Annotated in this window: 22 protein-coding genes, 1 tRNA gene and 1 pseudogene; 16 read left to right on the top strand and 8 right to left on the bottom strand. The window is 73.5% G+C overall.

Translation table 11 applies throughout. From position 1 onward, the window contains the following. Positions 1 to 2: 2 nt before the first annotated feature. Positions 3 to 701, top strand: a complete 699-nt coding sequence (locus HS99_RS28425) for a LuxR C-terminal-related transcriptional regulator (protein WP_100041113.1) — start codon at positions 3 to 5, stop codon at positions 699 to 701. 15 nt (positions 702 to 716) lie between these two features. Here the strand turns inward: HS99_RS28425 and HS99_RS28430 are convergent, their stop codons facing one another. Further along, the gene (locus tag HS99_RS28430) at positions 717 to 1,214 is read right to left on the bottom strand and encodes a MarR family winged helix-turn-helix transcriptional regulator (RefSeq protein WP_030290689.1); all 498 of its coding nucleotides are present in this window, start codon (positions 1,212 to 1,214) and stop codon (positions 717 to 719) included. Positions 1,215 to 1,324: 110 nt separating this feature from the next. Between HS99_RS28430 and HS99_RS28435 the strand changes: the two genes are divergently transcribed. Then, on the top strand, positions 1,325 to 2,116 hold the full coding sequence (locus HS99_RS28435) for a methyltransferase domain-containing protein (RefSeq protein ID WP_030290688.1): 792 nt from the start codon (positions 1,325 to 1,327) through the stop codon (positions 2,114 to 2,116). A gap of 100 nt (positions 2,117 to 2,216) precedes the next feature. Here HS99_RS28435 and HS99_RS28440 read toward each other — a convergent pair whose 3' ends face one another. Next, on the bottom strand, positions 2,217 to 2,819 hold the full coding sequence (locus HS99_RS28440; RefSeq protein ID WP_223886267.1) for a TetR/AcrR family transcriptional regulator: 603 nt from the start codon (positions 2,817 to 2,819) through the stop codon (positions 2,217 to 2,219). 218 nt (positions 2,820 to 3,037) lie between these two features. Further along, positions 3,038 to 4,030 (bottom strand): acyl-CoA desaturase, encoded by a 993-nt coding sequence (locus tag HS99_RS28445; RefSeq protein WP_030552306.1) that lies wholly within the window; start codon positions 4,028 to 4,030, stop codon positions 3,038 to 3,040. Between the two features lie 268 nt (positions 4,031 to 4,298). Here HS99_RS28445 and HS99_RS28450 point away from each other — a divergent pair. From HS99_RS28450 to HS99_RS28465, 4 genes are all read left to right on the top strand, one after another. Next, a tRNA-Gln gene (locus HS99_RS28450) sits at positions 4,299 to 4,369 on the top strand. A gap of 154 nt (positions 4,370 to 4,523) precedes the next feature. Beyond that, complete coding sequence (gene glmU / locus HS99_RS28455; protein WP_030552304.1) at positions 4,524 to 5,990, top strand: bifunctional UDP-N-acetylglucosamine diphosphorylase/glucosamine-1-phosphate N-acetyltransferase GlmU; 1,467 nt, start codon at positions 4,524 to 4,526, stop codon at positions 5,988 to 5,990. 200 nt (positions 5,991 to 6,190) lie between these two features. Next, positions 6,191 to 7,168, top strand: a complete 978-nt coding sequence (locus tag HS99_RS28460; protein WP_030290680.1) for a ribose-phosphate diphosphokinase — start codon at positions 6,191 to 6,193, stop codon at positions 7,166 to 7,168. 342 nt (positions 7,169 to 7,510) lie between these two features. After that, positions 7,511 to 8,098, top strand: a complete 588-nt coding sequence (locus tag HS99_RS28465; protein WP_030290678.1) for a 50S ribosomal protein L25/general stress protein Ctc — start codon at positions 7,511 to 7,513, stop codon at positions 8,096 to 8,098. A gap of 12 nt (positions 8,099 to 8,110) precedes the next feature. Here the strand turns inward: HS99_RS28465 and HS99_RS47135 are convergent, their stop codons facing one another. Further along, entirely contained in the window at positions 8,111 to 8,218 is a 108-nt protein-coding gene (locus HS99_RS47135) for an NAD-glutamate dehydrogenase (RefSeq protein ID WP_141763840.1), read from the bottom strand. On the opposite strand from HS99_RS47135, the gene pth reads away from it, so the two are divergent. The 4 genes from pth (at position 8,217) to HS99_RS42795 (ending at position 10,654) form a co-directional block, all read left to right on the top strand. Then, complete coding sequence (gene pth / locus HS99_RS28470; protein ID WP_030290675.1) at positions 8,217 to 8,795, top strand: aminoacyl-tRNA hydrolase; 579 nt, start codon at positions 8,217 to 8,219, stop codon at positions 8,793 to 8,795. The two genes, HS99_RS47135 and pth, sit on opposite strands and share 2 nt — an antisense overlap. A gap of 139 nt (positions 8,796 to 8,934) precedes the next feature. Beyond that, positions 8,935 to 9,258, top strand: coding sequence for a hypothetical protein (locus tag HS99_RS28475; RefSeq protein ID WP_141763841.1), 324 nt, complete (start codon positions 8,935 to 8,937; stop codon positions 9,256 to 9,258). Positions 9,259 to 9,351: 93 nt separating this feature from the next. Beyond that, complete coding sequence (locus HS99_RS28480; protein ID WP_078867751.1) at positions 9,352 to 9,873, top strand: SigE family RNA polymerase sigma factor; 522 nt, start codon at positions 9,352 to 9,354, stop codon at positions 9,871 to 9,873. Next, a complete protein-coding gene (locus HS99_RS42795) occupies positions 9,863 to 10,654 on the top strand; it encodes a hypothetical protein (RefSeq protein ID WP_030290670.1) in 792 nt (263 codons plus the stop codon). The genes HS99_RS28480 and HS99_RS42795 overlap by 11 nt, the downstream gene beginning before the upstream one ends. Positions 10,655 to 10,714: 60 nt before the next feature. Here the strand turns inward: HS99_RS42795 and ppc are convergent, their stop codons facing one another. Next, positions 10,715 to 13,510, bottom strand: a complete 2,796-nt coding sequence (ppc, locus tag HS99_RS28490; RefSeq protein WP_030552302.1) for a phosphoenolpyruvate carboxylase — start codon at positions 13,508 to 13,510, stop codon at positions 10,715 to 10,717. Between the two features lie 260 nt (positions 13,511 to 13,770). On the opposite strand from ppc, the gene HS99_RS28495 reads away from it, so the two are divergent. After that, entirely contained in the window at positions 13,771 to 15,039 is a 1,269-nt protein-coding gene (locus HS99_RS28495; RefSeq protein ID WP_030290667.1) for a sensor histidine kinase, read from the top strand. A 59-nt stretch (positions 15,040 to 15,098) separates the two neighbouring features. On the opposite strand, the gene HS99_RS28500 is transcribed toward HS99_RS28495, so the two are convergent. Both HS99_RS28500 and HS99_RS28505 read right to left on the bottom strand, forming a co-directional pair. Then, on the bottom strand, positions 15,099 to 15,614 hold the full coding sequence (locus tag HS99_RS28500; RefSeq protein WP_046386413.1) for an SUKH-3 domain-containing protein: 516 nt from the start codon (positions 15,612 to 15,614) through the stop codon (positions 15,099 to 15,101). A 137-nt stretch (positions 15,615 to 15,751) separates the two neighbouring features. Continuing rightward, complete coding sequence (locus HS99_RS28505) at positions 15,752 to 16,213, bottom strand: YwqJ-related putative deaminase (protein WP_046387190.1); 462 nt, start codon at positions 16,211 to 16,213, stop codon at positions 15,752 to 15,754. A 595-nt stretch (positions 16,214 to 16,808) separates the two neighbouring features. On the opposite strand from HS99_RS28505, the gene HS99_RS28510 reads away from it, so the two are divergent. The 4 genes and pseudogenes from HS99_RS28510 to HS99_RS28520 all read left to right on the top strand — a co-directional run bounded on the left by HS99_RS28510 (position 16,809) and on the right by HS99_RS28520 (position 21,356). Further along, on the top strand, positions 16,809 to 17,810 hold the full coding sequence (locus HS99_RS28510) for an HNH endonuclease (RefSeq protein WP_030290661.1): 1,002 nt from the start codon (positions 16,809 to 16,811) through the stop codon (positions 17,808 to 17,810). A 63-nt stretch (positions 17,811 to 17,873) separates the two neighbouring features. After that, a complete protein-coding gene (locus HS99_RS48565) occupies positions 17,874 to 18,710 on the top strand; it encodes an SUKH-4 family immunity protein (protein ID WP_370863310.1) in 837 nt (278 codons plus the stop codon). A gap of 2 nt (positions 18,711 to 18,712) precedes the next feature. Beyond that, positions 18,713 to 19,726: pseudogene (locus HS99_RS48570) on the top strand (SUKH-4 family immunity protein); the annotation flags it as partial. A 265-nt stretch (positions 19,727 to 19,991) separates the two neighbouring features. Then, a complete protein-coding gene (locus tag HS99_RS28520; protein ID WP_030552296.1) occupies positions 19,992 to 21,356 on the top strand; it encodes a coiled-coil domain-containing protein in 1,365 nt (454 codons plus the stop codon). 10 nt (positions 21,357 to 21,366) lie between these two features. On the opposite strand, the gene HS99_RS28525 is transcribed toward HS99_RS28520, so the two are convergent. Then, positions 21,367 to 22,086, bottom strand: coding sequence for a hypothetical protein (locus HS99_RS28525; protein ID WP_030290793.1), 720 nt, complete (start codon positions 22,084 to 22,086; stop codon positions 21,367 to 21,369). Between the two features lie 404 nt (positions 22,087 to 22,490). On the opposite strand from HS99_RS28525, the gene HS99_RS28530 reads away from it, so the two are divergent. Further along, complete coding sequence (locus HS99_RS28530; protein ID WP_157846534.1) at positions 22,491 to 22,817, top strand: beta/gamma crystallin domain-containing protein; 327 nt, start codon at positions 22,491 to 22,493, stop codon at positions 22,815 to 22,817. Positions 22,818 to 23,051: the final 234 nt, after the last annotated feature.

Here is a 23,051-nt window from a genome sequence, read left to right on the forward strand (position 1 = left end):
CGCTGTCGGCCGTACCGCCGCCGCGCCGGCCGGGCGCCGTGTCCGCCGTCCCGGGGGCCGTGGCCCGCTCCGCGGAGCAGGTACGCGCGGAGCAGCTGCGCGCCGAGCAGGCCCGCGCGGACCAGCTCCGTACCGACCAGTTGCGCGCCGACCAGGCCCGCGCAGAGCAGCTCAGGCCCGCCGCCCCGCAGCCGGACGGCATCACCCTGCTCGGCCGGCTCCGCCGGGCCCATCCGGGGCTGCGCGCGGTGGTGCTGGCCACCGTGGACGACCCGCACCGCGCGGCCCGGGCGCTGCACGCGGGCGCCACCGGCTGGGTGGCGAAGGAGAGTTCGCTGGCCCGGCTGCTCGCGGTGGTCCGGGGAGTGCTGCGGGACGAGACGCACCTGCCGCCCGCGCTGCTCACCGGGGTGATCCGAGAGCTCACCACCGCCCGGCGGGACCGCACCGAGAGCGAGCGGCTGGTCGACACCCTGACGCCGAGGGAGAAGCAGATCCTGCGCTGCATGGTGGCGGGCCTGGGCCGGCAGGCGGTCGCGGAGCGGCTCTACCTGTCGCCGCACACCGTCCGCACCCACATGCAGAACGTGCTGGGGAAGCTGGGGGTGCACTCCACGCTGGCCGCCGTCGCGGTGGCCCGCCGGGCCGGGGTCAGTCCGGCGGAGCCGGTCGTGCCGCCGTCCATCGCCTCGGCCCCGTAGCCGGAGGCCGGGGGCTCAGCCCGGGATGTTGTCGAACGGTGCGACCAGCAGCCGCAGCAGGGCGGCGAGTTCGCCCTGCTGGCCGGAGCTGAGCTGGGCGAGCAGTTCGCGCTCGTGCGTCAGCAGGCCGGCCAGCGCCTGGTCGGCGCGGTCGCGGCCGTCGTCGGTGAGCCGGACGAGCACGCCGCGGCGGTCGTCCGGGTCGGGCAGGCGCTTGACCAGGCCCTTGCCGGTGAGGCGGTCGATCCGGTTGGTCATGGTGCCGGAGGTGACCAGGGTCTGGGTGAGCAGCTGTCCGGGGGAGAGCTGGTAGGGGGAGCCGGCCCGCCGCAGGGCGGTCAGGACGTCGAACTCCCAGGGCTCCAGGCCGTGCTCGGCGAAGGCGGTGCGGCGGGCGCGGTCGAGGTGGCGGGCGAGCCGGCTGACCCGGCTGAGCACCTCCAGCGGCTCCACGTCGAGGTCGGGGCGCTCCCGGCGCCACGCTGCGACCAGCCTGTCGACCTCGTCCTCCATGGCGATCAGTGTATCGGTGGATGTGTCGATGTGAAGTCTCTTGACATCGAGAAATGTGCGGGGGAGGCTGCGGGAGATATCTTGATATCGAGATACCTGCGAGGTGAACCATGACCAGCCCCGTCTGGGACCCGGCGCAGTACCTGCGCTTCGCCGACGAACGTACCCGCCCGCTGCGCGACCTGCTCGCCCGCGTCCCCGCCTTGCCGAACGAGCCCGCCGCAACGATCCTCGACATCGGCTGCGGCCCCGGCAACTCCACCGCCGTCCTGCGCGAACGCTGGCCGCAGGCCCGGATCACCGGAGTCGACAACTCCGCCCCGATGCTGGCCACCGCCCGCACCGAGGGCGAGCCCACCGCCGACTACCTGCTCGCCGACGCCCGCGACTACGACCCGGCCCCGGCCGGGCCCGACCTGATCGCCTCCAACGCGACCCTCCAGTGGGTGGACGGGCACCTGGCGGTGCTGGCGCGCTGGGCGGACGCCCTTCGGCCCGGCGGGGTCCTCGCCTTCCAGGTGCCGGGCAACTTCGACGCCCCCAGCCACACCCTGCTCGCCGAACTGCGCCGCAGCCCCCGCTGGCGCGACACCCTCGGTGCCGACGCCGTCCGCAGCGGCGTCCACCCGCCGGGGCGGTACCTCGACGCCCTCGCCGGGGCCGGCTGCGCCGTCGACGTCTGGGAGACCACCTACAGCACCCTGCTGCCCGGGCCGGACCCGGTACTGGAATGGGTCAAGGGGACCGCGCTGCGCCCGGTGCTCGGCCGGCTCACCGACCAGGCCGACCGGGCCGCCTTCCTCGCCGAGTACGGGCGGCTGCTGCGCGAGGCCTACCCGGCCGGGCCGCACGGGACGGTCTTCCCGTTCCGGCGGATCTTCGCGGTGGGGGTGAAGCGGTAAGGCCGAAGCGGTAAGGCCGAAGCGGACAGGAGTGGGGCAGAGGCGGACGAGAGTGAGGCGGTAAGGGCGGGACGGAGCTGTGGAACGGGGCGGTGGCGGATCAGGCCCTGCGGTCGCCGACCAGCCTCGGGTGCCGCTCCAGGCCCTCCAGCCCGTGCCAGGCCAGGTTCACCAGGTGCGCCGCCACCGTCGCCTTGTCCGGCTTGCGGACCTCCAGCCACCACTGGCCGGTCAGCGCGACCATCCCGACCAGCATCTGCGAGTACATCGGGGCCAGCCGGGCGTCGAAGCCCCGGGACTTGAACTCCAGGCCGAGGATGTCCTCGACCTGGGTCGCGATGTCGCTGATCAGCGAGGCGAAGGTGCCGGTCGACTGGGCCACCGGCGAGTCCCGGACCAGGATCCGGAAGCCGTCCGTCGAGGTGTCGATGTAGTCCATCAGCGCGAACGCCGCCTGCTCCAGCAGCTCGCGCGAGTGCCCGCCGGTGAGCGCCCCCGTCACCATGTCCAGCAGCAGCTGCATCTCGCGGTCCACCACCACCGCGTAGAGCCCCTCCTTGCCCCCGAAGTGCTCGTACACCACGGGCTTGGAGACGCCGGCGCGCTCGGCGATCTCCTCCACCGAGGTGCCGTCGTAGCCGCGCTCGGCGAAGACCGTTCGGCCGATCTCCAGCAGCTGCTCCCGGCGTTGCTTGCCGGTCATCCGGACCCGGCCGCCCCGCCGGCGCGGCGCCGGCGCCGTACCGGGCACCGCCTCCGCGGCGCCCTCGGTGCCGCCGTCGGGGGCCGCGCCCGCCGCAGCGGCGGCCCGCGGACGGGCCGGCGCCGTTCCGGGCGCCGCGTCCGTCCGCGTGCTCTGGTGACCGCCTGTGCTGTCTGCGCTGCTCCCGTTCACCCCTACATCATGCTGGAAGCGCCGCCTCATGCTGCGCGGCGGGCGGCGATCCGCTGCGGGTCCGGCCAGCGGACGTCCCGGACCCAGCCGGCCAGCTCGAACCAGCGGATCAGCCGGGCCGAGGAGTCGATCTGCCCGCGCAGCACCCCGTGCCGGGCCGAGGTCGGGTCGGCGTGGTGGAGGTTGTGCCAGGACTCGCCGCAGGAGAGCACCGCGAGCCACCAGACGTTGCCGGAGCGGTCCCGGGAGCGGAACGGGCGCCGGCCGATCGCGTGGCAGATCGAGTTGATCGACCAGGTGACGTGGTGCAGCAGCGCGACCCGGACCAGCGAACCCCAGAAGAAGGCGGACAGCGCGCCCTGCCAGGAGAGGCTCACCAGACCGCCGACCAGGGCGGGCAGCAGCAGTGAGATGGTGGTCCAGAGCCAGAACAGCCGGGAGATCCGCCGCATGGCCGGGTCACCGACCAGGTCCGGCGCGTACTTGAGGTGCGGGGTCTGCTCCTCGTCGAACATCCAGCCCATGTGCGCCCACCACAGGCCCTTGATCAGCGCCGGGACGCTCTCGCCGTAGCGCCACGGCGAGTGCGGGTCGCCGTCCTTGTCGCTGAACCGGTGGTGCTTGCGGTGGTCGGCCACCCAGCGCACCAGCGGGCCCTCGACCGCCAGGCTGCCGGCGATCGCGAGGACCAGCCGCATCGGGCGGGAGGCCTTGAAGGCGCCGTGGGTGAAGTAGCGGTGGTAGCCGACGGTGATGCCGTGACAGGTGAGGAAGTACATCGCGACGGTGACCGCCGCGTCCGTCCAGCCGAGTCCCCACCCCCAGGCCACCGGTACGGCGGCGACCAGGGCGGCGAACGGCACGAGGATGAAGAGGGCGAGTGCGATCCGCTCGGCGAGACCCTGCTTCTCCCCGCCGCGGGTGGCGGACAGCCGGGTCGCGGCGTCGGCGGAGGGATCGGAGGAGGGATCGGGAAGCGCGGCGGCCCCCGCGCGCTCCTCGCCGGCCTGGATGGTCATGGGCATCCCTTCGCGGCGTCCCGGGACCGGGACGGCAAAACCTACGTTGGCGTAACCTACGGAATCGTAGGTTGCGCTCCGCGGCCAGGGGAACACACCGCTGCGCGGCGCCCGGGTGAATTCACCCGACTGGATGGATGAACCCGGGACCGCCGCCGTGCCGGGATCGGACGGGCCAGCACGGTCGGCACAGGTGGTAGATGTGAAGCGCGCTACCCCGTAGTCTTGCCCCAGCGCGCCGTCGGGGCTCCGGCGGCGGGCGCTCCGGTCCCGGATCGTCTAAGGGCAGGACAGCTGGTTTTGGTCCAGCTTATGGGGGTTCGAATCCTCCTCCGGGAGCACTGAGTACGGCCGCGGGCGGGCATGCGCGGGCCGGGCCGCTGGCATTCCGGCCGGCTGCCCCGCACTATCCTCGAACTGCCAGAGCACATGTGCGGACCCGCGTTCTGGCCTGCTCTGCCCTCTCTGTGAACCTAATGAGGAGCCTCCCCGCATGGGTGCCAATTCGCTTGCCGCCGTTGTCGTGCTCGCCGCCGGTGGCGGGACCCGGATGAAGTCGAACAAGCTGCCCAAGGTGCTGCACGAGGTGTGCGGGCGCTCGCTGGTGGGTCACGCGGTGTCGGCGGCCGGGGAGCTGACGCCGGGACAGCTCGTCGTGGTCGTCGGGCACCAGCGCGAGCAGGTCGAGGAGCACCTGGCGGCGCACTACCCCGGCGTGCGCCCGGTCGTGCAGGAGGAGCAGAACGGCACCGGCCACGCGGTGCGCACCGCGCTGGAGGCGCTGGCCGCCGACGGCGTCACGCTGGACGGCACGGTGATCGTCACCGCCGGGGACTCCCCGCTGCTGACCGGGGACACCCTGCGCCGGCTGGCGAAGTCGCACGAGGCGCAGCAGAACGGCGTCACGGTGCTGACCGCCGTCGTCCCCGAGCCCTTCGGCTACGGCCGGATCCTGCGCGACGAGGACGGCACGGTCGCCGCGATCGTCGAGGAGCGGGACGCCACCGACACCCAGCGCGCGATCGCCGAGATCAACTCGGGTGTCTTCGCCTTCGACGCCAAGCTGCTCACCGAGGCGCTGGCCGAGCTCACCACGGACAACTCGCAGGGCGAGGAGTACCTGACCGACACCCTGGAGATCCTGCGCAAGGCCGGGCACCGGGTCGGCGCCGTGGTCGCCGAGGACCACCGGGACATCCTGGGCATCAACGACCGGGTCCAGCTGGCGCAGGCCCGCCGTCTGCTGAACGACCGCCTGCTGGAGCAGGCGATGCGCGCCGGCGTCACCGTGGTGGACCCGGCCACCACCTGGGTCGACGTCCAGGTGACGTACGAGCCGGACGCCGTCGTGCTGCCGAACACCCAGCTGCAGGGCACCACCCACCTGGGCGAGGGCTGCGAGGTGGGCCCGAACTCCACCCTGAAGGACACCCTGGTCGGCGCCGGCGCCCGGGTGAGCAACACCACGGCCGACCGCGCCGAGATCGGCGAGCTGGCCGCCACCGGCCCGTACGCCTACCTGCGGCCGGGGGCCAAGCTGGCGCGCAAGGCGAAGGTCGGCACCTACGTCGAGGTCAAGAACTCCGAGCTGGGCGAGGGCGCCAAGGTCCCGCACCTCTCCTACATCGGCGACGCCACGATCGGCGAGGGCACCAACGTCGGCGCGGCCTCGGTCACCGTGAACTACGACGGGGTCAACAAGCACCGCACGGTCATCGGCGCGCACTGCCGCACCGGCTCGGACAACATGTTCATCGCCCCGGTGACCGTTGGTGACGGCGCCTACACCGGCGCGGGCTCGGTGATCAGCACCGACGTTCCGCCCGGCGCACTCGGCGTGAACCGCGCGCAGCAGCGCAACATCGAGGGCTGGGTCGAGCGCAAGCGCCCCGGGACGGTGTCCGCGCAGGCCGCCAAGGCCGCGGTGGACGGCGCCGGGGACGGCGCCGGGGAGGCCTGACCGGGCGCCGGAGGCCGGCCGGACGGTCCCGGGGCGGACGGTTTCTGCGCGGGCGCGTAACCTTGGGGACATACGTGCGCCACTGGGCCTACCGCCCGTGTCCAGGCGTACCGACAATTCCCTGATCCCCCGTGGGTGCGGGCTGCGCCTGCCCTCCTCGGGAGAGGGATTCAGCGTCCGCAACGCGAGGAGACGGTGCAGTGAGCGGGATCACGACGTCGGGTGAGAAGAAGCTCAAGCTCTTCTCCGGCCGTGCCCACCCGGAACTGGCGAAGGAGGTTGCCGAGGCGCTGGGGAGCGAGCTGGTCCCGACCAAGGCCCTGGACTTCGCCAACGGCGAGATCTACGTCCGCTTCCTGGAGTCGGCCCGCGGTGCGGACTGCTTCGTGATGCAGAGCCACACGGCTCCCATCAACCAGTGGATCATGGAGCAGCTGATCATGATCGATGCTCTGAAGCGGGCCTCCGCCCGGAGCATCACCGCGATCCTGCCGTTCTACGGCTACGCCCGCCAGGACAAGAAGCACCTGGGCCGCGAGCCGATCTCGGCCCGCCTGATCGCCGACCTGCTGCGCCAGGCCGGCGCCGACCGCCTGATGGCCGTGGACCTGCACACCGCGCAGATCCAGGGCTTCTTCGACGGCCCGGTGGACCACCTGTTCGCGCTGCCGCTGCTGGCCGACTACATCGGCGGGAAGGTGGACCGCTCCAAGCTGACCGTCGTCTCGCCGGACGCCGGCCGGGTCAAGGTCGCCGACCAGTGGTGCGACCGGCTGGACGCCCCGCTGGCGATCATCCACAAGCGCCGCGACATGACCCAGGCCAACACCATCCTGTCGGCCGAGGTCGTCGGTGACGTCAAGGGCCGGGTCTGCGTCCTGGTCGACGACATGATCGACACCGCGGGCACGATCTGCGCCGCCGCCGACGCGCTGTTCGACAACGGTGCCGCGGACGTCGTGGTGGCCGCCACCCACGGTGTGCTCTCCGGCCCGGCCGCGGACCGGCTGAAGAACTCGCGGGTGAGCGAATTCGTGTTCACCAACACGCTGCCCACCCCGGCGGAGCTCCAGCTGGACAAGATCACCACGCTGTCCATCGCACCGTCGATCGCCGCCGCGATCCGCGAGGTGTTCGAGGAGGGCTCGGTCACCAGCCTCTTCGAGGGCGTGCACTGACCTTCGAGGGCGTGCACTGACCTTCGGGGGCGTGCACTGACGAAGCCCCGCGCAGGCGGCCCCGGACCATCCACGGTCCGGGGCCGCCGCCGTTTCCCCGGGAGGGGGCCGATTTCGCGGGAGGGGGCCGGTGCGGTTAGACTCGTGAAACTGCTCGGCGAGGGATGCCGTGTGCCTGCTCGACGGGCGCCGACACCGTGATCGACGCGCTGCCGGTAGCGGATTCCGTCCGCCGGCAGAGGCCGTTGCCGCCGAGTGACCCCCGAACGTACTGAGGGTGTGGTCCCGGCGGTTTTTCGCGTTGCCTGCACCCCCGCGCCAGTCTTCACGAGGAGTGCAGTCGTGTCCGAGATCCGCCTTGCCGCTGAGACCCGTACCGAGTTCGGCAAGGGTGCCGCCCGTCGCGCCCGCCGCGCCGGCTTCGTCCCCGGTGTCGTCTACGGCCACGGCCACGCCCCGGTTCACCTGAACCTGCCCGGCCACGACCTGATGATGGCCCTCAAGACCCCGAACGCCCTGCTGGTCGTTCCGATCGAGGGCAAGGACGAGTACGTCCTGCCGAAGGCCGTCCAGCGCGAGGCCATCAAGCGCACCATCGAGCACGTCGACCTGCTGCTGGTCAAGCGTGGCGAGAAGGTCACCGTCGAGATTCCGGTCCACACCGAGGGCGAGCTGGCCCCCGGTGGCAACCTGCTGGAGCACGTCCTGCAGGCCCTGCCGGTCGAGGCCGAGGCCACCCACCTGCCCGAGGCCGTCACCGTCTCCGTCGAGGGCCTGGAGGCCGGTGCCTCCGTCCACGCCAAGGACATCGCCCTGCCGGCCGGCGTCTCGCTGGCCGTCGACGCCGACGCCGTCGTGCTGCAGGTCATCGCCGCCCAGGCCGCCCCGGTCGAGGACGAGGCCGCCGAGGCCGAGGGTGCCGAGGCCTGAGCCTCGTAGCCTTCACGGCTTTTGACCGCTGCCCCGGTCGCTCCCCTGGAGCGGCCGGGGCAGCGGTGCGTCCGGGATGATGACGTCGAGCGCGGAGTCGAGCGCGAAGGAGAGAGGCATGGCCGAGGATTACGAGGGCCCCTGGCTGGTGGTCGGGCTGGGCAACCCCGGGGAGCAGTACGCCAGGAACCGGCACAACATCGGCTTCATGGTGGTGGACCTGCTGGCGCAGCGGATGGGCGCCAAGTTCAAGGCGCACAAGAGCCGGGCGCAGGTGGCCGAGGGGCGGCTGGCGGGCAGGCGGGTGGTGCTGGCCAAGCCGATGTCCTTCATGAACCTCTCCGGTGGGCCGGTGACGGCGCTGCGGGACTTCTACAAGGTGCCGGCCTCGGCGCTGATCGCCGTCCACGACGAGCTGGACATCGACTACGCGGCGCTGCGGCTGAAGCTGGGCGGCGGGGACAACGGCCACAACGGGCTGAAGTCGATCACCAAGTCGCTCGGGCCGGACTACCACCGGGTGCGCTGCGGGATCGGCCGCCCGCCGGGCCGGATGGAGGTCGCGGACTTCGTCCTGAAGGACTTCTCCTCGACCGAGCGCAAGGAGCTGGAGTGGTTCGTGGACCGCTCGGCGGACGCGGTGGAGGCGCTGCTGTCCGAGGGGCTGGAGCGGGCGCAGGGCACGTACAACTCCTGACCGTCCGTCATGTGCACGGTGTGCCGGGTACACAACAGTCGTGCAACGCTTGCCCCGCCAAACCTGAAACCATGTGAGAACCCTGTGCGGGATCGGATAGCGTCGGCCTGGTACGCGAACGGGTCCTGGGGAGTTCTCGATGCGGAGATTGCGTCCGGTCCGCCGACTTCGGCGGCTCCGGGTGGTTCGGCTGAAGCAGCTCGGACGACGGGTGGGCACCGCCGGTGCGCTGGGAGCGGCGGGGATGCTGCTGTCCAGCGGTGCGGTGGCGCACGCCGATCCGGTGGCCGAGCCGGATCCGGGGGTCACGCCGGAGCCCGCGGCGGCGCAGTTCGGTCCGGTGCTGGGCGACTCGGTCGGCCCGGACGCCGGACTGCTGGCGGTCGGCGGCGGCCTGGTGGTCGCGGCCGGCGGAGCGGCGCTGTGGTTGAAGCGCCGGCGCGCGGGGGAGCCCGCGGAGTAGGAACGTGATGCGAGGGGCCGGTGTCCACGGAAGTGGGCACCGGCCCCTCGTCGTCCTGTCATCCGTTTCCGGCGGCCGGTGCGTCCTGAGGGTATGAAGCGCGAATCGATGCGCCCGGGGGGTTCCGGATCCGACCCGTTCGACGAGTTCGTCGCGGCGCGGTACCAGGCCCTCCTGCGGGGGGCGTACCTGATCACCGGGGATGTTCACGACGCCCGGGACCTGTTGCACGACGCCCTGGCACGGGTGTACCCGAAGCGGTCGGCGATCCGGGAGCCCGGCGCGGCCGAGGGCTACGTCCGCCGGACGATGGTGCGCACCCACGTCTCGCGGTGGCGCCGGACCAGACGCGAGGTGCTGACATCCGTCCTGCCGGACGGGCCGGCGGTCCAGGAGGCCGAGCGGGACGGGCAGTTGGCGGCGGCGCTGGCCGGTCTGCCGCGGCGGCAGCGGGCGGCGGTGGTGCTGCGCTACTACCTGGACCTGCCCGTGGCCCAGGTGGCGGTGGAGCTGGGGTGCTCGGTGACCACGGCGAAGACCCACCTGGCGCGGGGGCTCAAGGCGCTTCGACAGGAACTGGAACCGGCGAGGGAGTTGGTGGGGCGTGAGGGCTGAGGACGAGTTCGAGGAGGAGCTGTCCGTCCGGCTCGGGGCCCGGGCGGCGGGGATCGGCGGCAGCCCGCCGCTGGCCGAGCTGCGCGAGGCGGGACGCCGACGGGCCCGGCGACGGGGGGTCGTGCGGGCCGTCACGGCGGTGGCGGTGCTGGCGGTCGGCGCGGGGGCGCTGACGCAGCTGGGCGGCGGGGGGAACGCGGCCTCGGGCGCCGGGCCGGCGGCAACCCCGGTCGTGACGCCGACCGGGACCGCGGTCGTGACGCCGACCGGGACCCCGGGCAGAACATCGCGGGGAGCCGAGACCGACGAGCGGGTGAAGACCGTCCTGAGCTGCGGCCGGAGCGGCCCGTCCTCGGCACCGGCGTCGGACCAGCAGGCGGGGGCGGACCTGGTGGCGGCGGGCCGGGCGGTCGAGCGGATGGCGCGGCAGGAGTACGGGGACCACTACTTCGCGACCTGCCTGGACACGGCCGAGGGCACGCTGGTCGTGATGCGCAACCCGGCCCCGACGGGCCTGGACGCCGCCGCGTCGCAGGCCGTGGCCCCGTGGCCCACGGTGAAGCTGCGGTTCGTCGCCGCGCCCTCGTACCCCTCGCAGCTGACCCTCGCCAAGGAGATCCGGGCCGAGGCCGGGGACTGGTCGGCGACGAAGGGCGTGTACATCGCGTGGGTGGAGATCGCCCTGGACGGCAAGGGAGTGATCGTCCACACCCCGCAGGCGGAGACCGCGCGGGCGGAGATCGTCCGGCAGTACGGAAACCTGGTCTCGGTCGGCCTCTGAAACGGCGTGGGGGCCGGTGCTCGTGGAGAGCACCGGCCCCGACGCGTGCCCGGGCGGCGGTCAGCCGGTGTTGCGCAGGCCGGCGGCGATGCCGTTGACGGTGAGCAGCAGCGCGCGGGCGCGCAGCGGGTCCTCGTGGCGGCCGGCGGCGACCTCCTCGCGCTGGCGGCGCAGCAGCGCGACCTGGAGGTAGGAGATCGGGTCGAGGTAGGCGTCGCGGACGGTGAAGGTCTGCTTCAGCACCGGGTTGTGCTCCAGCAGTTCACTCTCGCCGGTGAGCCGCAGCACCTCGCGCAGGGTGAGCTCGTGCTCGGCGACGATCTGGTCGAAGATGTGCCGCAGCTCGGCGGGCACCAGCTGCTCGACGTAGTGGCGGGCGATCCGCAGGTCGGTCTTGGCCAGCGTCATGGCGACGTTGGACAAGAAGTTGCGGAAGAAGTGCCACTGGCCGTACATCTCGTTCAGCACGTCACCGAGACCGGCCGCGCGGGCGGCGGCGAGGCCGGAGCCGACGCCGTACCAGCCGGGGACGATCTGGCGGGACTGGGTCCAGCCGAACACCCAGGGGATGGCCCGCAGGCCGTCCAGTCCGGCGCCGGAGTCGGGGCGGCGGGACGGGCGGGATCCCAGGTGGAGCGAGGCGAGCTGGTCGACCGGGGTGGAGGCGAAGAAGTACTTCGGCAGGTCCTCCTGGTCGACCAGGGCGCGGTAACAGGTGTGGGCGGCCTCGGAGACCCGGTCCATCGCGGCGTCCCAGCGGGCCAGTTCCTCGGGGGCCTGGCGCGGGGAGGTGTGCAGCGCGGAGGCGGCGAGGGTGGCGGAGACGGTCAGCTCCAGGTTCTCCCGGGCGAGGGAGGGGAGCAGGTACTTGTCGGAGATGACCTCGCCCTGCTCGGTGACCTTGATCTCGCCCTCCAGGGTGCCCCAGGGCTGGGCCAGGATGGCCTCGTGCGAGGGGCCGCCGCCGCGGCCGACGGTGCCGCCTCGGCCGTGGAACAGGCGCAGCCGGATGCCGTAGCGGTGGGCGACGTCGCGCAGCCGGCGCTGGGCGCGGTGGATCTCCCACTGGGAGGTGGTGATGCCGCCGAACTTGGAGGAGTCGGAGTAGCCGAGCATGACCTCCTGGAGGTCGCCGCGCAGCGAGACGAGCAGCCGGTAGGAGGGGTCGGAGAGCATCTCGTCCAGGATGCGGTCGGCCTGCTGGAGTTCGTCGGTGGTCTCCAGCAGCGGCACGATGCCGATCTTGGCGATCCCGGAGTGCAGGTCGATCAGGCCGGCCTCGCGGGCCAGCACGGTGGCGGCGAAGACGTCGTCGGCGCCCTGGCACATCGAGATGATGTAGCTCTCGACGATCTCGTCGCCGAAGCGCTCGAAGCCCTCGCGGATGGTGTTGAAGACGCCGAGGGTCTTGGTGCCGGCCGCGTCCAGCGGGGCCGGGGTGGGGGCGAGCGGGCGGCGCGAGCGCAGCTCCTTGGCGAGCAGCTTCTGCCGGTACTCGCGGGGCATGTCGGCGTAGCGCCAGGCCTCCTCGCCGAGCCGGTCGAAGAGCTGGCCGAGGGCGTGGTGGTGGGCCTCGGCGTGCTCGCGCACGTCCATGGTGGCGAGCTGGAGGCCGAAGGCCTCGATGGTGCGGATGGCGCGGGCGAGGCGGCCGTCGGCGATCAGTTCGCCGCGGTGGGCGCGCAGTGAGTCCTGGATCAGCCGCAGGTCGGCGATCAGCTCGCGGGTGCCGACGTAGTCGCGGCCCTCGACGTGCGGGGTGCCGCCGGCCAGGCGCTCGCGGGTGTTCTCCAGCTTGAGCCGGATGCAGGTGGCCTTGAGGCGGTAGGGCTCCTCGGCGTTCATCCGCTTGTAGCGGGGGCTGAGTTCGGGGAGCCGGTGCAGGTCGGTGTTGAGCGAGGCGAGCAGTTCGACCGAGGCGCCGGCCAGCCGCTCGGAGGTGGAGAGGGTGTTGCGCAGGTCGTCGATTGCGTCCAGGGCGTCCTTGATGCCGTACTCGTGCTGGAGGTTGAGGACGTCCCAGGTGACCTGCGGGGTGACGTTGGGGTTGCCGTCGCGGTCGCCGCCGATCCAGGTGCCGAAGGTGAGCGGGCGCACGCCGTCGGGCAGGCGCAGGCCGACCCGGGCGAGCTCCTCGTGCAGCTCCTCCAGGACCTCGGGGACGGCCTCGCGGTAGAGCTCGTCCAGGTAGTAGACGGCGTTGCGGGCCTCGTCGGTGGGCTCGGGGCGGGCGATGCGCAGCTCGTCGGTCTGCCACAGCAGGTCGATGACCTCGGCGAGGCGGCGGTCGGCCGAGCGCTTGGCGCTGCTGGTGCGGGCCGGGTCGGCGGCGGCCAGGCCGGAGGCGAGCTCCTCGTGGTGGATGCGGTCGAGGAGTTCGCCGATCCGGCGCAGCTTGTTGAGCACGCTGCGGCGGGCGGCCTCGGTGGGGTGGGCGGTGAAGACCGGGCGGACCGCGAGGTGGGCCAGGGTGTCCTCGAGGTGCTTGGGGTCCGCGTCGGCGAGCTGGTCGGCGGTCTGCGCGAGCAGCGAGCCCTCACGGGCGCGGCGGGTGGCGAACTCCCGGCCGCGGTGCACCTGCTCGGTGACGTTGGCGAGGTGGAAGTAGGTGGAGAAGGCGCGGACCAGCTTGGCGGCGGTGTCCAGGTCGATGTCGGAGAGGAGTTCGGCGGTGGCCTCGCCGTCGGTGCGGCTGAGCAGGCGGACCTGTTCGACCAGGCCCAGCAGCTGGGGGCCCTCCTGGCGGACCAGCGTCTCGCCGAGCAGGTCGCCGAGGCGGCGGATGTCCGCGCGCAGGGCGGCATTGTCGGCGATGGCGGTGGGGCTGTCCGCCGGGTTGGGGACCGGAGCGGTCACGGCTGGCTCCCTGTGGTGGTGGGGTTCGGCAACGGCTCATCGTCACAGGTCCACGCGCAGTGTGGCGGGTGTGACGCGTGCGGACCGCGCTGTCCGACGCGACCAGCATAGGTGTCGGGGCGTTTGCTGTCCGAGAGGTGGCCGGATGGCGGACAGGGCTGCCGAGGACCGCCTGTGGTCTGGACCACTTGACGGGCGTGATCGGCGTACCCCGCAATCCCGGTGGGGAAGGGAAGGGGTTGCCGCTTAACCTGTCAGGCATGAGCAAGTCGCCTGGGGAGCGCGTGCCGGTCCGGTCGTTCTGGTGGTGGAAGCGGCGGCGCAGCGCCCTCCTCGACATCGGGCTTGCGCTGCTCGCCGCGGTCGAGTGCTCGGCCGGTACGATCGCCTTCCTGTCCGCCCGGATCCACGTGAGCCTCGCGGGCGCGGTCGGGATCGCGGTGCTCGGCACGCTGGCCGGCGGTTCGCTGGTGGTGCGCCGGCGCTGGCCGGCCGTACCGGTGCTGGCGACGCTGCTGGTGACGCCCGGGATGCTGGGCGTGCTGCTGCTGGTGGTGTCGCTGTACACGCTGGCGGAGACCTGGGAGTGGCCCTCCCGGCGCCGCCGCGTGGTGGCGCTGTCCGGACTGGCCTTCGCCGAGGCGGCGGCCGTGATCGCCGTGACGCTGATCGTGCCGGGCGACTCGTCGGTGGAGCAGCCGCCGCTGTGGATCCAGATCCTGTTCTCGCTGCTGGTGGCGGTCGGCCTGACCGTCGCCCCGGTGGTGACCGGCCTGTACGTGGGGGCGCGGCGGCGGCTGATCGAGTCGCTCAAGGACCGTGCGCACGGCCTGGAGACCGAACTGGACCTGCTGGCCGAGCAGGCCCAGGAGCGGGCCCGCCGGGCCCGGCTGGAGGAGCGCACCCGGATCGCCCGGGAGATGCACGACGTGGTGGCGCACCGGGTCTCGCTGATGGTGGTGCACGCCGGGGCGCTGGAGCGAATAGCCGTCAAGGACCCGGAGAAGGCCGCGCAGAGCGCCAAGTTGATGGGCGAGGTGGGCCGGCAGGCGCTCAACGAGCTGCGCGAGATCCTCGGCGTGCTGCGGATGGACGACGAGCGGCAGCCGGAGCCGGACTCGCTGGCCGGGCTGCCCCGGCTGGTCGACCAGTCCCGGGCGGCCGGGATGGCGGTGACGCTGACGGTCAGCGGCAGCCGGCAGGACTTCACCGGCGACGCCGAGCAGACCGCCTACCGGGTCGTCCAGGAGGGGCTGACCAACGCCCACAAGCACGCGGGCGGCGCCCAGGTGTCGGTGCTGCTGGCGTACGCGCCGAACGGGGTGCGGGTGAGCGTGGTGAACGCCTGCCCGGGCGGGGAGCGGGGCGCGGCGCAGCTGCCGAGCGGCGGCAACGGGCTGGTCGGGATGCGGGAGCGGGTGATCGCGCTGGGCGGCACCTTCTCGTCCGGGCCGGAGGCGGACGGCGGGTTCCGGGTGGAGGCGGTGCTGCCGTCCCGGCTGGCCGTCCGGAGCGACCGGCTCGGGTAGCGCTTCAGGCCGGTCCGGCAGGATCCGCCGCCCCGCAGACGCGAGTTTGCAGACAGGTCCTAGTCGTACGCCTCGGCGGTGCGCAGCCGTCCCGGGGCGGTGCCCAGGACGAGGGTGCTGAGCGCCTGGTCGATGCCGTGGCCGAGGAACCACTCGCCGGTGTGGTCCAGGCTGTAGACCCGGCCCTCCTGGTCGACCGCCAGCAGTGCCTGCCCGTACGCCTCCTCGCCGAGCGGGGCGAGCTGGGTGCCCAGTGCCCGGCCGAGGTCGAACAGGGTGCGCGGCTGGTGCAGGCCGCACATCGGGTCGATCAGGAAGGGGGTGCGGGCCAGCTGGCGGCCCGGGCCGGACAGGTCGAAGGCGAGGCCGCCGAACTCGGCCCAGGCCTCCACGGCCGCCGGGAACACCGCGTGCGGGACGCCGCCGGGACCGCCGTACCCGACCAGGGTGTCGGCCCACTCCTCGGCCTGCCGGATCTGCCAGCGGCCGGGGTGCCAGCCGGAGGCCTTCAGCTCGGCGGCGACGTCGGCCGGAAAGCGCGGGCGGGTCCGTCCGGCGGCGGCCGGGGACGGGATGCCCGGGGCGAGGGTGTCCGGGGCCAGTGCGGCCGGTGCGGGCGGGGGCGGGCTGGGCGGATTCAGGGCGTGCTCCGGAGGCTCGGGGACGGGGGCGTACGAAGGGCTGCGGGCGCGGGGTCCGGTGGGCGGACGGCTCAGCGCGCCGGCGGCCCGACGGCGACGCTCTGCACGGTGAAGTGCTCCAGCATCGGGGCGCAGGAGCGGCACGGCGGGGCGTGGGTGCCGTGTGCCGGGTCGCCCTCCTCGCGTATCCGCAGGGTCGTCATCCGGGCGCCCTTGAGCGCCTTGCGGGCCTCGTGCAGGCTCATCGGCTTGCGGGCGGCGCGCTTGGAGCGCTTCCCGTCGACCGTGGTCAGGTACTGGGAGAGCAGGACGGCCTCCGGGCAGCGGCCGGTGAACCGCTCGCGGGCCTCGACCGGCAGGGTGTCCAGGAACTCGCCGACCAGCGGGTGCAGGACCGGGCGCCGGTCCTCCTTGGCGCCCGCCAGGGTGTGCACCTCGCCGCCCTTGAGCGACAGCGCGGCGGCGACGGCGGGCAGCAGGCTGTCGCGGTGGTGGCGCAGCACGGGCGGGCCCGCCGGCTCACCGGTGGTCATGCGGCTTCCTCCTCCTCGTTCCTGGCGGTCCGGTTCCTGTCGGTCCCGTGGGGTCCGGGGCAAGCCTGTCATTCGACCCCGACAACCGCACAACCGGGGTGCGGGCCGGGCGAACACCCGTACGGTTCCTGGCGGATCGCGTCCCCGCCCATCCGCATCCTGGCCGGGCCGGGGCCGGATCCGCACGGTCTCGTCATGACTTGTCCACCGATCTACCGAAACCGCCCCCCGGCCCGGACCCCGGCCGGTACGGTTCCGGCAGCGGCCGGAGGAGGCGCGGCCGGCGTGCGGACAACCGTCGGCGGGCCCGACTCCGGTGCCCGCGCCGGACGTTGAGGCCGTCGGCCGGGCGCCGGTCCGCCCCGGGCGCGGGAGCCGTGGAGGGTCCCGCCGGAGTCTCCCGGCCGCCGAGCGGGCCGCCCGGGAACCGCTCGACCTGCCGCTGCACCCGCACCTCACGGAGGCGCGGCAACTGCGGGTCGTGGAGGTGTTGGAACGGGCTCCGGGTGCGGGGGATCGGCCGGGCGGGTGAACCAATAGGCTGGTGCCCAGCAAGCGCACCGAAGAATTTGCAGCAGCCAGTGGGGGCTCCCAGATGACGACAGGTCGGCCCGGCGTCGCCGCCGCACCGAACGCGGCGTACGCAGGTCAGGTGGTGCAGTTCCCGGACCCGGTTCGCGCGGAGCGGCACCCGGCCGGGGTCCGGGTGGACGAGTCCGGCTACCCGGACTTCGGCCCGTACGCCGCCGCGGCGGCCGAGGTCGCCGACCCGCCGGAGGGCTTCGGCGTGGACGAACTGCGGCTGACCGACTACGTCTCGGCCAACGTCGCGCTGTTCACCCAGGGCCACCCGCTCTGGGCCGACCTGGAGACCGCCGTGGCCACCCCGCCCGGCTGGACCTGGCACCACGCGGTCGGCCGGGCCGCCCCCGGCTGGCGCCGGATGGAGCTCGTCCCGGTCGAGGTCAAGGCCCTGCTGCGGCACCACGGCGGCCTGGCCACCTCGCCCGCCGACCACACCCGCCGCGGCACCCGCCCGCTGCAGGAGCGCCGGCCCGTCCACTTCTCGCTGGCCAGGGACGGCGGGGACCCGATCGGCGTCCCCGAGGACCTGGTGCAGCGCGCCGAGGAGCGCCTCGGCTACCGGCTGCCCGGCGCCTACCGCACCTTCCTCAAGCTGGGCGGCGGCCGCGGCCCGGTCGGCGTGGCGTTGGACACCGAGCTCGGCATGTTGCTCGACCAGCCGTTCCTGACCCTCACCGAGGAGTACGGCACCGAGGACGTCGTGTACGCCAACAAGTGCCTGCGCGACCACCTCACCAAGGACTACCTGGGCATCGCCTACGCGCAGGGCGGCATCGTCGCGCTCAAGGTGCGCGGCGACCGGATCGGCTCGGTCTGGTTCCACCTGTACGACGACGCCCGCGACTCCGGCGCCCCGGAGGCCCCGGAGGAGCGCTGCGCCCGGCTGCTGCTGCCCTGCGGCGACGACTTCGACGCCTTCCTGCTGCGGCTGGCCGGCAGCCCGCCGGAGCTGGAGACGGTCGCGGAGCTGATGGTGGACGGCGGGTTCGCCCGGGCCGTCCCGGTGGACTGACGTGACCGCGGGAACGGCGTTGAGGGAACGAGTGGGGACGACGGGGACAGGGGTGAACCGGGCGTGGTGACGTACGCGCAGGCGCAGGAGCTCGCCGAGGAGTGGATCAACGGCGGCGTGCCGCACGGGCAGCAGCGCGAGGTGCGGGTCCGGGAGTTCGACCTGGGCTTCGTCTGCTGGGCGGTCTCGCCCGCGGAGGCGGCGGTCGCTGCCGGTGCCGACGGCGGAGCCGGTCCGGGTTCGGGCTCTGGCTCGGGTGAGGCGCGGCTGGTGATCGCCCGTGACTCGGGCGCCAGCACGCTGTGGCCCGCGCTGCCCGTGAACGAGGTGGTCCGGCAGTACGAGGAGGTGTACGGCCGGCCGGTCGCGGCCAACCCGGCCGGGGCGGCGAAGCCCGCACCGGGGCCGGTGGAGGCCACCTCCTTCCTGCTCAGCCCGCCGCAGTGGCTGCAGGAGGCGGGGGCGGCGGCGATCGCGGCGGAGGCGGAGAAGCTGGGGGGCGCTGCCGCCGCTCCGGCCGCTGCGCCTGCTCCGGTTCCCGCTCCGGCTGCTCCGGTGTCCGCCGACCAGCCCCAGCCCCAGCCCCAGCCGCCTGCGCCGGTGCCTGCGGTGCCGCCCGCGGCCGCCGTGCCGTCCGCGCCCGCCGTGCTGACCGAGCCGCCGGTCTCCGACCGGCCCGCCGGGGACGCGCCCACCATGCTGGCCCCGCCGCCCTGGCCGCCCCGAGAGAAGAGGAAGGGGTATTCGTATTCACTCGGGCTCCTACCGACGTTGGCTTCAGTACCCCCGGTGGTGGCCGGCGAAGAACACCAGCCGGTAGGATGTGGCGGCTGGCGTCGACGCCCGCGTCCTCCATCAGGCGGAAGACGCCGCGGCGCTGGTGCGGCAGCACCAGGGTGACTCCGGTCACCGGCCCGCCGCCGGGCGCGCCGGTGCCGCCCGGGGTGCCCGCGGTCGGCCCGGGCTACTTCGCCGCGCTCAGCTACCGGGGCCCGGACGGCTCGGAGCAGAAGCTGCTGCACCGCAGCGAGCCCGGCACCCCGCACCCGGAGTGGAAGATCCTCCAGGACCTGCGCCGGCTGAACGTGCCCCCGGAGCAGGTGCTGGAGCTGTACACCGAGCTGGAGTCCTGCGATCTGCCCGGCGGCTACTGCAACCGCATGATCGCGGCCTCCTGGCCGAACGTGCGGCTCACCCACACCGCCCCGTACGGCCGCGACCACGCCTCCCGGCAGGCCGGTATGGCGGAGCTGCTGGACCACCTGGACGAGCTGCACCAGCTGGCCTCCGGCGCCCAGCGGGTCCGCCCGTTCCGGGCCCCGCTGCCCGCGCCCGGCTCGGTCCAGCCGCTGCCCCCGCTGCCGCCCCAGCAGCTCGCCCAGGAGCTCGGGACGGCCTTCGGGCAGAACCTGTTCCGCTACGAGCAGCGCGCCGTCTCCCGCCAGGGCGTGCCCGAGCCGGTGTCGCAGACCCTGATGTGGGCCGGGCTGCCGCGCGACTTCGGGCCGTTCTTCTGGGCCCAGGCGCAGGAGGGCCGGCCGATCCCGACGCTGGCCGAACTGGCAGCCGAGCGCGGCCTGCCCGCGGCCGCGGACTTCGGCGGTTACCTGGTGCTCGGCAACGACTACGGCCGCCAGCTGTGCGTCCAGTACGGCACCGCGAACGTGGTCGCCGTGGACGTCGACGGAACCGGCCAGCCGCCGCGCTTCGTCAACAGCGGTGTACCGGAGTTCGTCCGCGCGCTGGCCCTGCTGGGCCGGATGTGGCGGCTGCGGTACGGGCTGACGCCGGAGCAGGCCGGTCGCTGGACGACCGACTTCCAGGCGGAGCTCGCCGCGATCGACCCGGCGGCCCTGCAGTCCACGGACACCTGGTGGGCCGTGCTGCTGGAGCAGTTCTGGGACGGTCTGCTGTAGCGGACCGTCGCGATCCTCGCAGGTGGGGAGGGGTCGTTCCGGTGTCCGGAACGACCCCTCCGGCACGTCCCGGCAGCTGTGCCTCGTTGGGGTTTCGTCCGGATCTGCGCAAAATAGGTCAAGAGGATGGGTCTGTTCGCCCGGTCCTCGACCTATTCCGGTCCGCACGACGGTCGAATCCGGCCCCGGTCTCCCAACCGGTTCCGGATCCGGCCGTTCCGTCCGATCATGGGCTCCGCAGCCCGCGAAACGAGGGGAAGAGCCCATGAGCGACGCCGTCCCCCAGTACGGCTTCACCCAGGCCCGGCGCGGCTACGCGCCCGAGCAGGTCGACCGGGCGCTCGTCGCCCTGACCGCACAACGCGACGAGGCCTGGGAGCGGTTGAGCGTCCTGGGAGCCGGGATCCGGCAGATGGAGACCCGGCTGGAGGCGATCCGCCGCGCCGCCGACGAGGCCCCGGAGCCGGACTACCAGGTGCTCAGCGAGCAGGCCGCCGGCCTGGCCGAGATGGCCGTGAACGAGGCCCGCGCCGTCCGGGAGAAGGCCGAGCGCTTCGCCGAGGACCTGCGGGACGAGGTGTACGAGCAGGGGCAGGCGCTCGCCGAGGCGGCCAAGGAGTACGCCGCCACCACCCGCGCCGAGGCCGACGCGGCCGCCCGCCGCACCGAGGAGCGCACCCGCGCCGAGGCCGAGGCCATCCGCGCCGAGGCCGACCGGGAGAGCCGCGCCGCCCGCGACGGCGCCACCGCCTACGCCGCCAAGGTCCGGGTGGCCGCCGCCGAGGCCGGCGAGCAGGCCGAGGCCGAGCTGGCCGCCAAGCGGCGCCGGGCCGACGAGGCCTTCGCCGCGGCACTGGCCAAGGCCGACGCCGAGGAGGCCGAGTTCTCCGCGACCGCCGAGCGCCGGGTCAAGGAGGCGGAGCAGCACCGGGAGACCGTGCTGAACCAGATCAAGCAGCTGGAGACGGACGCCCAGGCCAAGGCCGACCAGCTGATCGAGAACGCCCGCCGGGAGGCCGAGCGGATCAACGCGGAGAGCGAGCGCGAGCAGCGCGAGTTCGAGGCCCGGCTGGAGACCGTGCAGCAGCACCTGGACCACATCAAGGCCACCCTGGCCTCGCTCACCGGCGCGGCCGTCGGGCAGGTCGAGCCCGGGGCGCTCGCCGCCGCCGGGGCCGCGGCGGCTCCGGTTCCGGTGGACGCGGTGGCCGACGCGGAGCCGGTGGACTCCGAGGCGGACACCGGGGAGATCCCGGCGCCGGACCTGCCGAAGGCGGTGCCGGCCGACGGTGGGGCGGACGCCCGGGCCGAGGAGCGGACGACCGCGGTGCGGCGGCCGGTGCTCGGTGGCTCCTCGGCCGTCTCGGCTCTCCCCAGGGCCGCCGCCCCAGGGGGCGCCCAGGACACCGAGGTGGTGACCGGCCCGGTCGCCCCGGTCGCGGTGCCCCCGAAGCCGGCCGTGCCGCCCCTGCCGGCGGCCGAAGGGGACGGCGCGGCGGGCGCAGCGGAAGCGGACGGTGCGGACGGTGCGGACGGCGTCGAGGAGACCCGGATCATCCCGAAGATCATCATTGTGGACGACGGCGCCGGCTACGCGGCCCCCAACACGGTGACCTACCGCCGCCGCTAGCCGTCGGTCGTCAGCTGCCGCCCTCACCCGCGATCAGCTCGGTGAGCTTGGCGTCCTGGGCCCTGACCGCCTCCTTCTGGGCGGTCAGGGCCTCCGCGTTGCGGTCGATCAGCTGGCGCTGGTAGCCGGCCAGCACGGCGAACCAGAGGCCCGCCAGCTCGGTTCCGGCGGTGCAGTCGGCGTCCGCGCGGGCGGCGGCCAGCTCGGCCGGGGTGACCTCCGGCGCGGTCTGGTACCGCTGCGGCAGTTCCTCCGGAGTGGTGGCCCCGAACCCGGCAGTGGTCATGCAGGCGCTCCACTGCCGGGTGGCCGCCACCACCCGGGCGTCCTTGGCGGTGGCCTTCGTCGACTCGTCGAACAGCCGGCCCACCAGCCGGCTGCCCGCGGCGGGCGGTGAGCCGATCCGTTCGGCGGCCTGCCGGTCGCAGTCGACCCGGGCGCCGTCGTACGCCTCGCCGGAGCCGGCCGGGGCGGGGTTCGGCCGGGGCGGGGTGCGCTTCGGCGGGTGGAAGCCCAGGGTGGCCGCGGCCTCGGCCCCGAGGTATCCCCAGGCGCCGGCCGGCAGCGCGGTCGCGTTGTCCGGCGGCTGCGCTGCCTGCAGGCCGTCCCCGGTGAACGCGGAGAAGCCGGCCCGGTGCATACACGAGACGATCAGCGCGTTCCGCGCCTGGATCTCCTTGACCGCGGACCGGTCGTCGGCCTGGTAAGCGGAGAGCGGAAGTCCGGTCATTCCGCCCCGACCGGATTCCGGAGCGGCCGTCGAACCGATCTCCGGCGGGGTCGGCGCGGAATCGGAGGATCCTTTCCCGGAGTTGTCCGCACAGCCCGCGGATAAAACCGGAAGAACGGCCGCCAGGGCGGCTGCGGTGAATCGTCCCAATCTGTCGGGTCGTGCCAAGCTTTTGCTCCGATCCTTCAGCGCGGCAGGCGTGTTGGGACCCTAGCTCATTTCGTCCGGGTACGTTCACCGAGTTCCGTCGAAAGCCCGGCTTGGCCGGAAAACGGCTGTCCGGCGCTGCCCCGCCGTGCAAATCTCGGGTGCCCAACCGCTATCGATGGAGGGGTTACATGATTCGCCGCACTAATCCCCGCACGGCCGGTCGGGGAAGAAATGGCGCAGCCCGGCGGGTGGGCGTGCTGGCGGTTCTGACGGCCGCCGCCGCGACGCTGCTGCCGACCACCGCGGCGCGAGCCGTGGAGCGGATCGACTGCGGGGGCCGGGACGATTTCGCGAAGGTGTGGAACTACGGCTACAGCGGGCAGCTCTGTTTCGCGAACGACGGCTGGATGGCGGTGCGGATTTACAACGTCGACCGGATCGACGCGGGCAACAACAAGGTCATCACCTATCTGGGCGGCGGCCTCGGCTCCTGGACCGTCTTCACCTGGGAGCGCTACGACTTCAACGCCAACCAGGGCCACCAGGTGATGATGTACGACATCAACCTGTCCCGCTGGTAGTCCCGGCACGGCGCTGCCCGCCGCCCGGACGGGTGCGGACGTCCGGAGCGGTGGACGGGGGCAGCAGAGCGAGGGCGGGAGGGCGAAGGCGAAGAGGCCGAGACCCGTGGCGCCCTCCAGGAAAGGGCGCCACGGTTCCCGGCGCTTGGGCGGGCGCCCCCACCCAGGGTCGCCCGGCCTCGCACCTCCGACCCCCATCGGGGGTGCGACAGTGCCGCCACAGCCATCCCCCAC

The sequence above is a fragment of the Kitasatospora aureofaciens genome (assembly GCF_001188955.3).
GTDB lineage: Bacteria > Actinomycetota > Actinomycetes > Streptomycetales > Streptomycetaceae > Kitasatospora > Kitasatospora aureofaciens.

What these genes read in the sequence shown, in the direction of transcription:
- pth (WP_030290675.1), top strand. Translation starts at nt 8,217, where the DNA reads ATGGCCGAGGATTACGAGGGCCCCTGGCTGGTGGTCGGGCTGGGCAAC.
- HS99_RS28505 (WP_046387190.1), bottom strand. Translation starts at nt 16,213, where the DNA reads ATGACCACCGGTGAGCCGGCGGGCCCGCCCGTGCTGCGCCACCACCGC.
- HS99_RS28440 (WP_223886267.1), bottom strand. Translation starts at nt 2,819, where the DNA reads ATGACCGGCAAGCAACGCCGGGAGCAGCTGCTGGAGATCGGCCGAACG.
- HS99_RS28525 (WP_030290793.1), bottom strand. Translation starts at nt 22,086, where the DNA reads ATGACCGGACTTCCGCTCTCCGCTTACCAGGCCGACGACCGGTCCGCG.
- HS99_RS28520 (WP_030552296.1), top strand. Translation starts at nt 19,992, where the DNA reads ATGAGCGACGCCGTCCCCCAGTACGGCTTCACCCAGGCCCGGCGCGGC.
- HS99_RS28445 (WP_030552306.1), bottom strand. Translation starts at nt 4,030, where the DNA reads ATGACCATCCAGGCCGGCGAGGAGCGCGCGGGGGCCGCCGCGCTTCCC.
- HS99_RS28510 (WP_030290661.1), top strand. Translation starts at nt 16,809, where the DNA reads ATGACGACAGGTCGGCCCGGCGTCGCCGCCGCACCGAACGCGGCGTAC.
- HS99_RS28430 (WP_030290689.1), bottom strand. Translation starts at nt 1,214, where the DNA reads ATGGAGGACGAGGTCGACAGGCTGGTCGCAGCGTGGCGCCGGGAGCGC.
- HS99_RS28435 (WP_030290688.1), top strand. Translation starts at nt 1,325, where the DNA reads ATGACCAGCCCCGTCTGGGACCCGGCGCAGTACCTGCGCTTCGCCGAC.
- glmU (WP_030552304.1), top strand. Translation starts at nt 4,524, where the DNA reads ATGGGTGCCAATTCGCTTGCCGCCGTTGTCGTGCTCGCCGCCGGTGGC.
- HS99_RS28475 (WP_141763841.1), top strand. Translation starts at nt 8,935, where the DNA reads ATGCGGAGATTGCGTCCGGTCCGCCGACTTCGGCGGCTCCGGGTGGTT.
- HS99_RS47135 (WP_141763840.1), bottom strand. Translation starts at nt 8,218, where the DNA reads ATGCCTCTCTCCTTCGCGCTCGACTCCGCGCTCGACGTCATCATCCCG.
- HS99_RS28495 (WP_030290667.1), top strand. Translation starts at nt 13,771, where the DNA reads ATGAGCAAGTCGCCTGGGGAGCGCGTGCCGGTCCGGTCGTTCTGGTGG.
- HS99_RS28480 (WP_078867751.1), top strand. Translation starts at nt 9,352, where the DNA reads ATGAAGCGCGAATCGATGCGCCCGGGGGGTTCCGGATCCGACCCGTTC.